16 protein-coding genes and 1 tRNA gene are annotated in these 13,999 nt (G+C 66.8%); 7 read left to right on the forward strand and 10 right to left on the reverse strand.

Annotated features, from left to right (window positions below; genetic code table 11):
- Nucleotide 1 precedes the first annotated feature (1 nt).
- Entirely contained in the window at nt 2–277 is a 276-nt protein-coding gene (locus GBA63_RS15095; protein WP_166177371.1) for a type II toxin-antitoxin system RelE family toxin, read from the forward strand.
- Nucleotides 278–287: 10 nt separating this feature from the next.
- On the opposite strand, the gene GBA63_RS15100 is transcribed toward GBA63_RS15095, so the two are convergent.
- Nucleotides 288–360, reverse strand: a tRNA-Arg gene (locus GBA63_RS15100).
- 119 nt (nt 361–479) lie between these two features.
- Between GBA63_RS15100 and GBA63_RS15105 the strand changes: the two genes are divergently transcribed.
- The 3 genes from GBA63_RS15105 to dtd are packed head-to-tail and all read left to right on the forward strand — an operon-like array spanning nt 480 to nt 2,036.
- Nucleotides 480–1,190: a metallophosphoesterase family protein gene (locus GBA63_RS15105; protein WP_166177373.1), complete on the forward strand. Its 711-nt coding sequence runs from the start codon at nt 480–482 to the stop codon at nt 1,188–1,190.
- Between the two features lie 13 nt (nt 1,191–1,203).
- Nucleotides 1,204–1,590: a DUF2203 domain-containing protein gene (locus tag GBA63_RS15110; protein WP_166177375.1), complete on the forward strand. Its 387-nt coding sequence runs from the start codon at nt 1,204–1,206 to the stop codon at nt 1,588–1,590.
- Nucleotides 1,591–1,595: 5 nt separating this feature from the next.
- A complete protein-coding gene (dtd, locus tag GBA63_RS15115; RefSeq protein WP_166177377.1) occupies nt 1,596–2,036 on the forward strand; it encodes a D-aminoacyl-tRNA deacylase in 441 nt (146 codons plus the stop codon).
- 355 nt (nt 2,037–2,391) lie between these two features.
- Here dtd and GBA63_RS15120 read toward each other — a convergent pair whose 3' ends face one another.
- From GBA63_RS15120 to GBA63_RS15135, 4 genes are all read right to left on the reverse strand, one after another.
- Nucleotides 2,392–3,357 (reverse strand): cation diffusion facilitator family transporter, encoded by a 966-nt coding sequence (locus GBA63_RS15120; RefSeq protein ID WP_166177379.1) that lies wholly within the window; start codon nt 3,355–3,357, stop codon nt 2,392–2,394.
- Nucleotides 3,354–4,070, reverse strand: a complete 717-nt coding sequence (locus tag GBA63_RS15125; protein ID WP_166177381.1) for a substrate-binding periplasmic protein — start codon at nt 4,068–4,070, stop codon at nt 3,354–3,356. Before GBA63_RS15125 ends, GBA63_RS15120 begins: the two co-directional genes overlap by 4 nt.
- Nucleotides 4,071–4,129: 59 nt before the next feature.
- Complete coding sequence (gene abc-f, locus GBA63_RS15130) at nt 4,130–5,773, reverse strand: ribosomal protection-like ABC-F family protein (protein WP_166177383.1); 1,644 nt, start codon at nt 5,771–5,773, stop codon at nt 4,130–4,132.
- A gap of 87 nt (nt 5,774–5,860) precedes the next feature.
- Nucleotides 5,861–6,664, reverse strand: a complete 804-nt coding sequence (locus GBA63_RS15135; protein ID WP_166177385.1) for a class I SAM-dependent methyltransferase — start codon at nt 6,662–6,664, stop codon at nt 5,861–5,863.
- Here GBA63_RS15135 and GBA63_RS15140 point away from each other — a divergent pair.
- Nucleotides 6,663–8,564, forward strand: a complete 1,902-nt coding sequence (locus GBA63_RS15140) for an ABC-F family ATP-binding cassette domain-containing protein (protein WP_166177387.1) — start codon at nt 6,663–6,665, stop codon at nt 8,562–8,564. The genes GBA63_RS15135 and GBA63_RS15140 overlap by 2 nt on opposite strands.
- A gap of 126 nt (nt 8,565–8,690) precedes the next feature.
- On the opposite strand, the gene GBA63_RS15145 is transcribed toward GBA63_RS15140, so the two are convergent.
- The 5 genes from GBA63_RS15145 to GBA63_RS15165 form a co-directional block, all read right to left on the reverse strand.
- Entirely contained in the window at nt 8,691–9,485 is a 795-nt protein-coding gene (locus tag GBA63_RS15145) for a DMT family transporter (RefSeq protein WP_266096276.1), read from the reverse strand.
- A 111-nt stretch (nt 9,486–9,596) separates the two neighbouring features.
- On the reverse strand, nt 9,597–10,655 hold the full coding sequence (locus GBA63_RS15150) for a M42 family metallopeptidase (RefSeq protein WP_166177389.1): 1,059 nt from the start codon (nt 10,653–10,655) through the stop codon (nt 9,597–9,599).
- A 234-nt stretch (nt 10,656–10,889) separates the two neighbouring features.
- Nucleotides 10,890–11,579, reverse strand: a complete 690-nt coding sequence (locus GBA63_RS15155) for a DUF3891 family protein (RefSeq protein WP_166177391.1) — start codon at nt 11,577–11,579, stop codon at nt 10,890–10,892.
- Nucleotides 11,580–11,897: 318 nt separating this feature from the next.
- Nucleotides 11,898–12,440: a hypothetical protein gene (locus GBA63_RS15160; protein ID WP_166177393.1), complete on the reverse strand. Its 543-nt coding sequence runs from the start codon at nt 12,438–12,440 to the stop codon at nt 11,898–11,900.
- Between the two features lie 44 nt (nt 12,441–12,484).
- On the reverse strand, nt 12,485–13,018 hold the full coding sequence (locus GBA63_RS15165) for a phosphatase PAP2 family protein (RefSeq protein ID WP_207956821.1): 534 nt from the start codon (nt 13,016–13,018) through the stop codon (nt 12,485–12,487).
- A 135-nt stretch (nt 13,019–13,153) separates the two neighbouring features.
- On the opposite strand from GBA63_RS15165, the gene GBA63_RS15170 reads away from it, so the two are divergent.
- Nucleotides 13,154–13,423 carry a hypothetical protein gene (locus GBA63_RS15170; RefSeq protein ID WP_166177395.1) on the forward strand — a complete coding sequence of 90 codons (270 nt, stop codon included), beginning with the start codon at nt 13,154–13,156 and terminating at the stop codon, nt 13,421–13,423.
- A 98-nt stretch (nt 13,424–13,521) separates the two neighbouring features.
- A complete protein-coding gene (locus GBA63_RS15175; RefSeq protein ID WP_166177397.1) occupies nt 13,522–13,977 on the forward strand; it encodes a hypothetical protein in 456 nt (151 codons plus the stop codon).
- Nucleotides 13,978–13,999 lie beyond the last annotated feature (22 nt).

Raw genomic sequence — 13,999 nt, forward strand, 5'->3', positions numbered from 1 at the left:
CTTGGCTTACCGGGTAGAGCTCTCCACTTCAGCGGGAAGGGAGCTACGGAAGCTCAGGAAGCGCATCCAGCCCAAGTTGATGAAGGGCATCGGCGAGCGTATCAGCGCCCTGGCCGAGAACCCAAGACCGTTTGGAGTGGAGAAGGTCGAAGGATACGACGACCTCTGGCGCGTCCGTTCCGGGGATTACAGAATCGTCTACACCGTCGAAGACGACGTGCTGCTCGTAGTCGTCGTGAAGATCGGGCACCGCAGGGAGGTGTATCGGGGGCTCTGAGTAGAAGCGGCGGGCCCGGCAGGATTCGAACCTGCGACACACGGCCCCGGAAACCGTTGCTCTATCCCCTGAGCTACGGGCCCGCGTAATGAGAACCGCCAACGGATACTACCCCACAGGACCTGCCGCTTCAATCGGGGTTTCGGGACGTTTGCAATCGTGCGTGCGATGTATAAACTACGCCGCACCCTATATGTACGCGGTGATCTCTGACATCCACGGGAACTACGAGGCGCTGGAGGCCGTCCTCCGGGATATGCCCGGCGACATCGAGACGGTCTACTGCCTGGGGGACGTCATAGGTTACGGGGCGAGCCCCAACGAGTGCTGCGACGCGGTCAGGAAGCTCGGGATGCCGACGATCACGGGCAACCACGACCTCGCCGTGACGGACCTCTCGACCGACCTGAACTGGTTCAACCCCGTGGCCGCGGCCGCCGTGTTGTGGACGCGCGAGCGACTCAGCGAGGAGAACGCCGAGTTTTTGCGCTCCCGCCCGCGCATGATGCAGACGCGCGGGGCACTCTTCGTACACGGCTCGGTCAGGGACCCTGACGAGTACATCATCAACAGCATCTCGGCCGAGGAGAACCTGGAGGTGCTCGCCCGGGAGTACCCGAACGTGCCCGTCTGCTTCTACGGCCACACGCACGTGAAGGCCGTGGCGCCCTCGCCGAACGGGGCGATGAACGGGGGGCACACGCTCGACCTCCGCTCTGGCGGGCCCTATCTGGTCAACCCGGGCTCGGTGGGGCAGCCGCGGGACGGGGATACGTTCGCCTCGTACGTGCTCGCCGACGAGGGCAGGATCGTCTACCGCTTCGTCGAGTACGATATAGCGCAGGCGCAGACCAGGATCCGGGCCGCAGGCCTCCCTGATATGCTCGCCGACCGCCTCGCCGTCGGCCGCTAGGGAGCCCGGGGGCGTGCAACCCGCCTTCCCGAAACTCTTCACCGTAGAAGAGGCCAACGACCTCATCCCGAAGCTCATGGAACTGCTTGAAGACGTCTCCGTCCACCGGGACGCCATGCGCGAGAAGGCGCCGCACATGGAACCCATCCTGCGCGCGGCCGGCTCGAACGGGGGCGGCAAGGTCGGCGCCGAGTACGGCGTGGAGGCGTACCGGCTCTACCTGGCGATAGAGGCCATCAGGGAGGAAGGCGTCTTGCTGAAGGATCTCGATACCGGGCTGCTGGACTTTCCGCACGAGCGGGAAGGGCGGGTGGTCTTCCTCTGCTGGCACCCGCCCGAAGAGAGCGTCGGGTTCTGGCACGAGATCGAGGCCGGCTACCCGGGCCGCCAGCCACTCTAGAGCCCGTGAAGATCGTGCTGCAGAGGGTCAAACGCGCCTCCGTCACGGTCGGGGGCGAAGAGGTCTCGAGTATAGGCCCGGGCCTGCTCCTCCTCGTCGGCGTCGCCAACGGGGACGCCGAGGACGAGGCGAACTGGCTCGCGAAGAAGGTCTCGGGCCTGCGCGTAATGGCCGACGACGAAGGCAAGATGAACCGCGGCGTGATCGAAGCCGAAGGCGAAGTCCTCGCCGTCTCCCAGTTCACCCTCCTCGGCGACGCGAGAAAAGGCCGCCGCCCGAGCTTCGTCGAAGCCGCGCCGCCGGAAGCCGCACAGCCCCTCTTCGACCATTTCTGCGAGAAGCTGCGCGAGTCAGGCGTCAAGTCCGTGAAGACCGGACGCTTCGCGGCGATGATGGACGTGGCGCTCGTGAACGACGGGCCGGTGACCGTTCTGCTGGAAAGGTAGGTATCAGGCCTCGGGCATCAGGTTTCAGCCTGGTTGGACGAACGTGGGGGTTGGAGATTGGGAACCACGCGTCTGCTGAACTCGGGGGTCATCTGCGCGAGGCAACGACCGGTGGTCGGGTCTGGCCGCCCTGGAGGACGGCACCGTTGGCCGGCGGTAGACCTCGAATGTTTCGTGTCTCAGAAGCCCGACTCCCTCCTAAAGCGGTCTGCAAGGAGGTTGGGCCTCTTTGCAAGGCTGTCAGCTTTCAGCTCTCAGCAAGAACAAAAAGCTGATAGCCGAGAGCGGAGGCGAAGCCGGAGCGGGCTGACAGCTGATCGCGCGGATCGTGGAGGCGATGCCTCCACGATCCGCTTTAGCGAGGGTCTTGTGCCTGCTTCGGCAGCTCCCTGACCGGCATGATCGCGAGGTCGTGCACCCGCCAGTCGAGGTCCAGGACTTCCTCGAGGGCTTCCTCTATCTTCTCCGTGAGGTTGGAGGGGTCCGAGGGGACGACGAAGGCCTCGCCGAAGTAGACCTGGCCCTCTTCGCGCATGCGCACCTCGGCGCCTGCGACCCAGGGGAGCTCGTTCAGTTTCGCGGCGACCTTGTCGCGCAGGGGGTCGGTGTCGTCGTGGGCCACGGTGGTCGGCGTCTGGTCCATAAGGTCGTTGACGGCGTGGCGGAGGTTCGAGAGGCCGTCCTTGGTGATGTCCAGGGAGATAAGGGCGGCCGCGGCCGCATCGGCCCACCAGATGCCGAACCCGATCCCAACGACGCCCACCATCGCCGCCGCCGCGGTTAGCCAGTCGGCCTTGTTCATATCCGCGTCGGCGTAGAGGACCTTGTTGTGAAGGTCCTGGGCCAGCGGCATCTTGGCGCGCCCGAGAAAGACCGCCGGCAGGCCGCTCCAGAGCAGGGCGGGCAGCATCAGCCAACCGAGCCAGAAGGTCTGGCCGAAGAGGGTCACGGCGCCTATGGTCGGGTGCTCGGCGGCGATGAGCTTTACCACGGACTCGACGAGAAGGTAGCCCCCCATGGCGAACAGCGCGAGGGCGGCGCAGAGGTGGCCGATGGAGACCAAGCGGTGAAAACCGTAGGGGAAACGCCCGGTCGGGGCCCGCGAGTTGTAGCGCGCGGAGACGAGGAAGGCTATCGGGGGGATGAGGCTGAGCAAATCCTCGAACCAGGCGGTCTTCATGGCCTGGGAGGAGCCGAGCACGAGCGCGAGAAGCCCAACCGCCGAGACGAGGTACGCGATGGTGAGCCACTCGAGCCTGCGGGCCCTGCGAAGCGTCTCCCGACGCTCCGGCGGTAGCTCGCGGTCCCTCGCCGCCCTCACCCGGACGCTCCCTGCCGTAACAGCCTCTCCGCGTCCCCGCGGTGAGCCTGGAGAAAGCGCTCCAGCCTGAGCAGCCAGCCGTTCTCGCCCAGCGGGACCGCCACCACGTGCCTCTCCTCCGGCAGATCCAGGCCGGTCGGCTCGAAACCCCAAGCCTCAAGCTGCCACCCGTAGGCCGCGACGGGCAGGCCCGCCTCGGAAGGATCGTCTACCCGCACGGGGACAGCCCCCTGCTCCTTGAGGTGCGCGGCGTTCGCGTCCACCTCCCCGACGGCAACCTCGAGGCCGGCGAGGTCTTCCGGTTCCTCTTCCCCCGGAGGTACCCCGACGACGGGCCGCGTGACGAGGTACGGGCGTGTGATCCCGGCCTCCTTCTGCTCCCGGATGCCCGGAGACTCGTCGGTGAAGCCGCCGACCACGACGTCCACCTCACCCTGCCTCGCCGCCTGCAAGAGCTCGGGCGTGGTGCCCCGCACGTGGACGGTCTCGGCCCGCAGTTCCCCGGCGAAGTCCTCGATCAACTCCACCTCCACCCCGGAAGGCTCACCGTTTGCCCTGGTCCACGGCTCGTTGGCGACGACGCCCACGCGCATCTGCCCGCCCCGCACCCGCTCCAGCGTGCCCATCGGGTCCCTCGGGAAACCGCAGCCGCCGGACGAGATGGCGACGAGCGCCGCTAGACAGATCCAACCTGCAAGCACGAACCCGCGCATGACTGCATTGCACTCTCCAATACGGCCCACAGAACGACCGGGACGCGCCCGGCCCCGGGCTACGGAACGGCCTGTCCCAGCCGATCCCTGGACCTTCTCCAGTCGCTGTACCCCCCCCCGTGGCGGGAGACTTCGCCGTCCCGGACCTCCAGGGTCGTGTCCGAGATGCGGTCGAGAAAGTAGCGGTCGTGGGAGACGAAGACCACGGTGCCTGGGAAGCGTTCGAGCTCGGATTCGAGGACTTCCAGGGAGGCTATGTCGAGGTGGTTGGTCGGCTTGTCGAGGATCAGGAAGTTCGGCTCGCGGAGCATCAGGAGGAGGAACTCGAGGCGGGTTCGCTCGCCGCCGCTGAGGGAGTCGACGGGGGAGCGGGCCTGCTCGTAGCGGAAGAGGAAACGGCCGAGGAGGCTCACCGCGTCGCCCTCGTAGATGGGTTTGGTGTCGCGCACCAGGCTCAAGGGGGTGGCGCCCGGGGCCGGGGCGTGGTCCTGGGCGAGGTAGCCCGGGGTTATGGAGGGGCCGATCCAACGCGCCCCCTCGGTCGGCGCCAGTCGTCCTGCCAGGACCTTCGCCAGCACGCTTTTTCCGGCGCCGTTCGGGCCGACGACGCCGACGCGCTCGCCGCGCGAGACGGTCAAATCGGTCCCGATCAGGACGGGTTCGTCCCCGAAGGCCACCGCCACGTCCCGAAGCTCGACGACCTTCTGGCCGCCGCGGACGCCCTCGCGGAAGCTGAGGCCGATCCTGCGCCGCTCCAGCACCGGCTTCTCGACCTTGTCCATGCTCTCGATCTGCCTCTGCTTGACCCGCGCCTGCCTCGCGTGACGCTCGTCTTCGGTGTTGTGCGCCCACTGCTTGAAACGCTGGATGGCCGCCTCCAGGCGGGCTATCTCTTTCTGCTGGGTGACGTAGAGCTGCTGCTGGCGCTTCTGCTCCAGCTCCCGGGCCAGGGCGTAGGCCGAGTAGTTGCCGGGCCAGAGCCTCGTCTTCCCGTTCTCCAGCTCGGCTATCCCGTTCGCCGTCTCGTCGAGCAGGTAACGGTCGTGGGAGACGACGACGACCGCGCCGGGGAACGACCGGACGATAGCCTCGAGCCGCTCCCTGCGTCCCGCGTCGAGGTGGGCCTCGGGCTCGTCGAGGAGCAGCACGTCCGGCCGCTTCGCGAGGCAGGCGGCAAGCACGGCGAGCTTGCGCTGCCCCCCGCTCAACTCGCGCATCGGCCTGTCCGCGTCTTCCCTGACGAAGCCGAGGTCCGCCAGATAGCCGCGGGCCTCGCCGTCGAACCCGTTGCCGCCGAGCTCCGTGAAGCGCTCCAGCAGGCGGCCGTGGCGCTCAAGTACCCGCTCCATCTTGCGCATGTCGGCGGTTACCTCCGGCGCCCCGAGGCGTTCCTCGCAGGCTTTCAGTTCCTCCCTCACCCGCGCGAGCTCCGGCCGGGCGGCCCGGATGACTTCGAGCGGCGTCCGGTCCTCCGCCGCGACGCGCTGGGGGAGGAAGGCGGCGCGCAAGCCCCTGCGGCGGACGACCTCTCCCCCGTCGGGCTCCTCCAGGCCCGCGAGGAGGCGCAGCAGCGTGGATTTGCCGGCGCCGTTGCCGCCGACGAGCCCGATCCTGGCCCCCTCCGGGACGGAAATCTCGAGGCCGCGCAACACGGCCCGCCCGCCGTAGAACTTGTCCACGGACCGAACCCCGACCAGGGTCAAGAATGCCTCCCCTCAGGTGTCCGCGGCACGTCCATCCGGCGAATGATGCCGCCCCGCCGCCCCCCACGCATCACCCTTTTGGACGACTTATCTTCGGCCACCCGCGACCGTCCCCTCGACGTACACGGTCGCGGGCCGCGTGTACCCCTCGCGCCCCACGCGTTCCCGCAGCGCTTCGCGGCGCCTCCTCCAGCCTTGCGCGACCTCGGGGGGCAATCCGGGTAGATCGGCCGGCTCGGGTTCCGCGAGGACCACCTTGTCCAGGTGCCGGATCCGGAACGGCCGGGAGACCCGCCACCAGACGTCGGAGAGGACCCCTTCGTGCAGGGCGACGATCCGCCCCGGCGCCCCTATGCCAATGAGGCTCTCGCCGGAAGACGCGAGGGCCAGGTCGGCGTCGAGCTTCTCGTCTTCGAGCTGCGCGGCGGGGACGGTGTCCACGAAGTCCTCCGTCGCGACCCTGCCCCCCGGCCTCACGACGGACGCGAGCGCAAGCAGCGCCTCCTCGGCGGTCCTCTCCGACACGTCGAGTTCGTGGAAGAGGCCGGCCGAGTAGACGAGGTCGAAGGAGCCGGGGCCGAACGGCGGCCGGAAGACGTCTCCGGCGACGAGCCGAACCGGGGCCGGCAGGTCGGCGTCCGCGAGGTTCTCCCTCGTCGCTTCCACGCGTTCCTCGTCCGCGTCCAGGGCTGTGACGGAGCCGTGTTCCCCGACGCGCTGGCTGAGGCCCTCGACCCAGAGCAGCGAGGAGCCGCCGGCGTAGAGGACTTCGAGGCCGCTGACGTCGCCGAGCCCGTCGAGCCCGCGGTCGGAGAAGGAGACGAGGTCGTCCTCGAACTCCTCCCGCTCTTCGGGGGTTAATGGATCTTGCCGGTATAATCCCTCCGTCATGAAGGTAATTGTCGCAAGCAATCTCGTTAAGTACCACGGCGGGGACGTGAAGGTCCTCTCCGGCGCGACCCTGTCCATAGAGGCCGGGGAGAAGGTGGGCCTCGTCGGGCGCAACGGCGCCGGCAAGACGACGCTACTGGAGATACTCGCCGGAAACTCCCGCCCCGATGAGGGCTCCGTCGAGTACCCGGGCGAGGCGAAGGTCGGGATGACCGCCCAGAAGCTCTACGCGGGCGAGCGCGGCGGGCGTTCGATAGAGGAAGAGATCATCTCAGCCTTCGAGCCGATCATGCGCCGCGAGGAGGAGCTGGAGGACCTCGGCGCCCAGCTCTCCGAAAATCCCTCCGACGCCCTGATGGAGCGTTACGGGCGGCTGCAGAGCGAGTTCGAGCGGGACGGCGGCTACGAGTACCGGGCGAAGGCGGCCTCGACGCTGTCCTCCCTCGGGTTCGCGCCGGAGGATTGGAAGCGCCCGGTGGGGTCTTTCTCCGGCGGCGAGCAGAGCCGGGTGGCGCTCGCGCGGCTGCTGCTGGAAGAGCCGGACCTGATCCTGCTAGACGAGCCGACGAACCACCTCGACCTCCAGGCTATAGAGTGGCTGGAAGGCTTCGTAAAGAACGCCAGGAGCGCTGTCCTCGTGGTCTCCCACGACCGCTACTTCCTGGACGCCGTCTCGGGCTCTATCCTGGAACTCGAAGACGGCGCCATAAACCGCTACACCGGCAACTACAGCCGCTACGTCGAGGAGAAGAAGGCCCGCGCCGAGCAGCTCTCCCGCCGGGCGAAAGCAAACGCGGACCGCCGCGCCCAACTGGAGCGCTTCGTCGAGAAGAACCGCGCCAAGGCCACCAAGGCCGCCCAGGCCCGCAGCAAGCAGAAGCTGCTGGACCGCATGGAGAAGATAGAGGACCCGAAGAGCCGGGCCAAGAACGTCAAGATGGACCTCGGCGGCGAGACCCGCCGCGCCGGCCGCGTCGTGATGGAGATGGAGGGCGTCCGCTACGCCCACGACGACTCGGACAAACCCCTGCTCGACGACCTCGACCTGATCGTGGAGCGCGGAGAGCGCGTCGCGCTGCTCGGCCCGAACGGCACCGGAAAGAGCACCATAATGCGCCTCGCCACGGGCGAGCTTCGCCCCGAGGGCGGCCTCGTAAGGCTCGGCAACAACGTCTCCCCCGCCTACCAGGACCAGCAACTGGCCCGCCTCGACGACCGCAAGACCGTCCTGCAGGAGGCGATGGCCGCGACGGGCCTCGACGCCCCCGACGCCCGCGACCTCCTCGGCGCCTTCCTGTTCTCTGGGGGCGACGTCTTCAAGAAGGTCTCGGCCCTCTCGGGCGGCGAGCGGAACCGTCTTAGCCTCGCCGAGATAGTAGTGAGCGGCGCCAACCTCCTCCTGCTCGACGAGCCGACGAACAACCTCGACATCCCGGCCCGCGAGGCCCTCGAAGAGGCCCTCCTCGAATACCGCGGAACCATGTTCTTTATCTCCCACGACCGCTACTTTCTCCGCAAACTAGCCACCCGCGTCGTCGAGCTAGAAGACAAGAAGCTGACCAACTACCTCGGCGGCTACGACTACTACCGCGCCCACCGCCGCCTCGACGAGGGAACCAACAAAAACGGCAAACGCCGCCCCCGCCGCCGCGTCCGCCCCGGCCAGAGCAAAGAAGAGAGCATCCTGGCCAGCCGCCTGGTCGCCGTGGAAGGCGAAATAGACGCCACCGAGCGCCGCCTCTCACGCCTCGAAAAAGAACTCGCAACCTCAGAACTCTACTCTGACGGCAAACGCTCCCGCGAAGTAGTAACCGAGCACCGCCAGCTGAAAGGTGTCCTCGACGGCTTATACGCCGATTGGGGGGAGTTGCTCGAAGAGGCAGAGGAAGTAGGGTTGTAGGTTTCAGGCATCAGACTTTAGGTTTTCTGGGGTCCACGGCACCCCGTTGCGACCACGTGGGGTCGTTCGCGTGGTGGCGCCTACGCGAAGAGTACCGACAACCAGGTACTCGCTGATACCTGTAGCCTATCTTTTCGCCAGGTACACGCCGGCGACAATGACGGCGGCGCCTATCAGTTGCTGGGGGCCGAAGCTCTCGCCGAGGACTACTATGCCGGTGCTGACCCCGACGAGGGTGATGAGGTACTGGTAGATGAGGACGCGGTTGGCCCCGACGCGGGAGACGCCCCAGCCCCAGGCGGCGAAGCCGAAGGCCGAGGAGAAGAGCATGGAGTACGCGGCGGCGGCCAGGGTCGTCGAGTCCACGGCGGCGAGGTCGAGGGGCCGGGGGTCGAAGAGGGATAGCGGGAAGGCGATGAGGCCGCCGAGGATCATGGCGTAGGCTGCGAGCGTGATCGGGGGGTAGCGCTCCAGGAGTCCTATGGAGAGGACCGTGTATGAACCCCAGAAGACGGCGGCCGCGAGTATCAGCGCGTCGCCGGCGAGGCTCGTGCCCGCAAACTCCAGGCCGCCGTAGACTATGAAGCCTACCCCGACGAGCGAGAGGCCGATGCCGAGGACGCCGGCGAGCCGCGGTCGCTCGATGCCCAGGGCGAAGCCGAGGAGCATCCCCCACACGGGGCTCGTCGAGTAGACGAGGGCCGTGTTGGCCGCGGTCGTCAGGCTGACGCCTATGGTGAAGACGGTCTGGGTGAGCGTTATGCCGACGACGCCGAGGCCAAGGATGGGGAGTACGTCTTTGCGCCGCAGCCGGTTCCCGGGTTCGGCAAAGCGGGAGATAGCGAACAATATGAGCCCGGCAAGTGTAAAGCGGGCGGCGGCGAAGAGGACGGGCGGCACATCCGCCACGACGAGCTTCACGGCCGTGAAGTTCGTCGCGAAGAAGAAGACCGTGAGGAGCAGGGACGCCTCGACGAGCGCGGGGCTCCGGCGTCCCTCTTTTCCCTTCGTCTCCGTAACCGTTCCGGCGGTCTAGCGGACGAAGTCCGCGTCCGCGTCGAGGCCCTTGATGTAGGCCGCGATCACGCGGGCGCAGTTCTCCACGTCGGACAGGTCGACCACCTCGTTCGGGGAGTGCATGTAGCGGTTCGGGCACGAGACCAGGCCCGTCGCGATGCCCGCCCGCTGGAACTGTATGGCGTCCGCGTCGGTGCCCGTCGAGCGGGAGTCGGCCTGGAGGGTGTAGGGGATCTCCTCTGCCTCCGCCGCGGCGATGAGACCGTCCGAGACGAGCGGACTCAAGTTCGAGGCCCGCGCGATGACGGGGCCGGAGCCGAGGTCGTGATCGCCGTTCTCGTTCTTGGAGACGCCGGGGGTGTCGGTCGCGTGGGTGACGTCCACCGCGATGGCGGCGTGCGGGTCGAGGCCGAACGCGGCGCCCCGCGCCCCGTAGAGCCCGATCTCCTCCTGCACGCAGGCGACCGCCACGACTTCGGCGTTCACGTTCCCCTCTTCCGACAGGAGACGAAGCGCCTCCAGCACCACGAACGCGCCCATGCGGTTGTCCACGGAGCGGGATGCGATGCGGCCGTTCGGAAACTCGACGAGATCCTGGTCTAGAACTCCCGCGTCGCCGACGCGGACCCTCTCCTTCGCCTCGTCGGCGTCTTTGGCGCCTATGTCGATCCAGAGGCTCTTGATCTCGGAGACCTTCTTGCGCTCCTCGGCCTCCATGACGTGGATTGCCTTCTTGCCGATCACACCAACGACCTCGCCCGTCTTGGTCTGAAGCCGCACGCGCTGGCCTACGAGGACCTGCGGGTCCCAGCCGCCCACGCCCGTGAACCGGATCAGGCCCTTATCGTCGATGTGGGTGACCATCAGCCCGATCTCGTCGACGTGCCCGGCGAGCATGACCCGAGGCCCCCCGCCGGCCCCTATCGTGGCGAGCGAGTTCCCCATCCGGTCCCCCCGAACATCGGCGAACTTCCGCGCCTCCTCCCGCCAGACCTCGGCCGCAGCCCTCTCGTAGCCGCTCGGCCCGGGCGTCGAAAGCAGCCTCTTGAAGAACTCATAGGATGCGTCTCTCATGCGGTCCTCTCTAAAAAGTGGTCTAGATACGTGACACCGCCGAATACTCTATCAGCCGCGGGCCGCCGGGTCGGTAACTTTGGAGCGGACTGCGGGGGCATCGCCCCTGCAATGCGCGCTGTCAGCTTTCAGCACGCTCCGGCCTGCTACGAGCAGGCCTCCGCTCTCAGCCTTCAGCTCTTTTGCTCTGGCTGATGGCTGACAGCTGATGGCTGACAGCCTTACAGCCCTCTGCTAACCGCTCTTGCCGGTGATCCGGAACTCCAGAACGCCGTCCCCGGCCAATTCGCGGTCCTTCCCGACCTCCCTGTACGGCACCGCGACATCGAACGGTTCGGTGAGCGGGAACGGGTCGAGATTAACCGAGTCCCCGCTCCGCCACGAAAGCTCGTACCTCGTCCCGTCGAGCCGGAACCCGTCGGGGGTGGGGGGAGGGTTGCCCCCTTCACCAGGCCCATAGAGGAACAGAAACAACGAGAGCCCGTCGCAAAGCCGCAAGAACCGGAAGTTGCGCTCCAGGTTCTCCGACTCCTCCCCGGACATACCCTCACGAAGGCGCTCCTGCCGCGCCGCCTCCCTCTCCCGAAACTCGACCTCCACCGGCTTCTCGGACTTCAGCAAGAACCGGGCGTAGTGCATGCTGCAGAGACAGCCCGCGTAGGCGTCGCCGCTTTCGACCAGGTCGATCCCACGTAGCTGCGCGGACAACTTCGGCCCGGGCGGATAATCCAGAAAAGAATAAGGACGCCCCGACGCCTCGTTCCAGAGCACCTCCCGGTCGGGTTCGCGCCACGCCACGTCGTGGTTCTCCACGGCGTACAACGTAGATTCGCGGGGAGACGGGCCCCTCACCCACCGCCGGGCAAACTCCCCCGAGACGAGCGCATGTTCGTGCTGCTCGACGAGAACAAAAGAATCGGCCAACTCGCGAACGATCACACGCCAAGCTTAACAGCTTGGCAGCACGTTGCGCCCTTCAAGCTCCGCTTGTCAGCCCGGCGCTACGCGCCTCGTCAGCACGCATCGGGCCTTACGGCCCTCGCTTTCAGCTAGTCAGCCAGTCGTCTGTACTCGGTACTCCTCCCGAAACCCTAAACGCTTCGCCGGACGCTGGCCGGTCGGGATTTGCGCGGCAAGAAGCTGACGGGCTGAGAGCGAGACCTGCTCGTAGCAGGCCGAAGCGTGCCGAGAGCGGAGGCCTTAGGCCGAAGCGTGCTGAAAGCCCGCGAAGCGGGCGTGCTACTACGCTACCGGTCTGCGGTCGATAGCTTGCGGTGCGAGCAACGTCGGGTCTTCGAGGAAGGCTTCTTGCGCCCCGTCGAAGAGGTCGGCCGGGACGGTTACGAGGGAGAGGGCGAAGCCGCCGGCGAAGGCGGCCTGCCACTCTTCGGCCAGCCTCTCGGGAAGGCCCATGCGGAGGACCTTCTTCTCCAGCTGCGGGCGGCGATGGTAAATGACGAGGCCGACGATGGCGGCGAGGGTCATAACGGTCTGGACCGCGAGACCGGTTGGGAGGTGGACGGCGCCCATCAGGACGCTCACGGCCGTCACGCCGAGGTAGGTGCTGAAGAGCTCGAACCACTGGGTCCGGGAGAGCCCGGATTCTACGGTGCTCACGCGCGCGCCAGGCAGGGTTACGCCGACCAGCGGCTCGTCGCGGCGGCGGGTGAGCACCAGGTGCGCCTCGCCCGAAACGCCCAGGCCTTCGAGCCTCTCGTCCAGGGCCTTCAGGGAACGCAGGTCCGGGGCGACGGCCCCGATAGTGTAGTAGCGCGGTACGGGCATGGGATGTTTCTACCGCGCCGCCGGGACGACGCCGGTAAGCCGGTTCACGCCAGGGAGCCGGCCACGGTGAGGACCAGGATCGCGGTAACGACGCCGATGGCGACGCCCGCGAGCACGTCCACGGGGAAGTGAACGCCGAGGTAGACGCGGGAGAAGACTACGAGAGAGCCGGCCAGAAGCAGGACCGGGGCGAAGGCGGGGTAGACGACCGAGAGCGTAAGGGCGCCGGCGGCGGCGGTGGCGGAGTGGCCCGAGGGAAAAGAACTGGAGGACGGCGTCTTTACGAGGGGGGCGATCCCCGTGTCCCAGATAAAGGGACGGGCGCGGTCGAAGAAGTACTTCGCACCCTCCGCCAGCGTCCACGAGCCGGCGACCGCGGCCCAGGGGATCAGGAGGTTCGGGAGCCGGAACCCGGTGAAGACGAAGGCGGCTGCGGCGAAAGAACCCCAGATAAACCCGGCGGTGCCGACGAGGGTAAAGAAGCGCAGCACGGCCGTCAGCGGCGGCCACTTGAGGCCGAAGATAGCCCGGAAAGCCGCCCTGTCCAGGTCCCTGATCCCTCGTGCCAGGCCCTTCAAAATCCCCCGTCGGTAATCTTCTACGTCCGGCGGACATTGTAGACGACGCGGCCGGGCTCTCCTACCGGGCTGGTTTTCTCAAGTAGAATGGGAGGGAATACGAGAACGCGAATTTTATAGCGAGGAGCAAGGCACATGAGGAAAGAGCTAATACAGGAAGCCATACAAGAGGCCGAAAAAGAAGAGGCGAACCTGGTGATCTGGGACCGCCGCGACACCTTCACGGTCGAGCCTGACGACGTGAAGGAGATCGAGTCGAACGAAGACCACCTGCGCGTCAAGATGCAGGACGGCAAGGCGACGGTCTTCGTCGAGTACGATTCGATCTACAAGCTGGTCGTGGACAAGGAGCGCGCCGGCAGGGGACGCTCGGGCTCCCGCGCCGGCTTCGGCGCCACGGGGTAGCGTTTCAGCTTGTCAGCACGTCAGCGTTTCAGCCTGTCAGCGCGCCGGCTTTCCGGGCGGATCGTCCGGAAAGCCGGCATGGCTTATAGTTCGACGGTATGACCGACGCCCGGCCCAAGCGCCTGAACGAGATGGACGATTTGCGGGACATGGGGCGCTTTCCGGTTCCCGTCTACGTCGGCGCCACGTCGAATATTTTGTTGACGATCTGCCTGACGTATTTGCTGAGGGGGCGTTACGAAAGCCCCCTGATGTTGCCGGCATGGGCGGTCGGCATCATCTCCGCGAACTTGATGCCCGTGATAGTGCTCCGCTCGCGGATGGACGATGGGACGAGCTTTCCCGAGATCGAAGAGATGGATTTCTTCGGCGACCAGCACAAGTTTTCGAGCTGGGTGTACGCCGTGGCCTCGGGGAACATGCTTTTCTGGATCTTGCTCGCATGGAGCGTCTTCTCGCGCCGACGGGACCGCAAGACGCTCGTCGGGGTGCTCGTCCTCGCGTTCGTGTGTACGTTTTTTCCGGCGTGGGTCAGGTTGTTCCGCGGGCGTTAAAGCGGATCGCGGTGGCATCGAG

It is taken from the genome of Rubrobacter tropicus, from assembly GCF_011492945.1.
Taxonomy (GTDB): domain Bacteria; phylum Actinomycetota; class Rubrobacteria; order Rubrobacterales; family Rubrobacteraceae; genus Rubrobacter_D; species Rubrobacter_D tropicus.

Coding starts and splice junctions, on each gene's coding strand:
- GBA63_RS15135 (WP_166177385.1), bottom strand. CDS start 6,664: ATGACGGAGGGATTATACCGGCAAGATCCATTAACCCCCGAAGAGCGG.
- GBA63_RS15150 (WP_166177389.1), bottom strand. CDS start 10,655: ATGAGAGACGCATCCTATGAGTTCTTCAAGAGGCTGCTTTCGACGCCC.
- GBA63_RS15125 (WP_166177381.1), bottom strand. CDS start 4,070: ATGCGCGGGTTCGTGCTTGCAGGTTGGATCTGTCTAGCGGCGCTCGTC.
- GBA63_RS15170 (WP_166177395.1), top strand. CDS start 13,154: ATGAGGAAAGAGCTAATACAGGAAGCCATACAAGAGGCCGAAAAAGAA.
- GBA63_RS15160 (WP_166177393.1), bottom strand. CDS start 12,440: ATGCCCGTACCGCGCTACTACACTATCGGGGCCGTCGCCCCGGACCTG.
- GBA63_RS15140 (WP_166177387.1), top strand. CDS start 6,663: ATGAAGGTAATTGTCGCAAGCAATCTCGTTAAGTACCACGGCGGGGAC.
- GBA63_RS15175 (WP_166177397.1), top strand. CDS start 13,522: ATGACCGACGCCCGGCCCAAGCGCCTGAACGAGATGGACGATTTGCGG.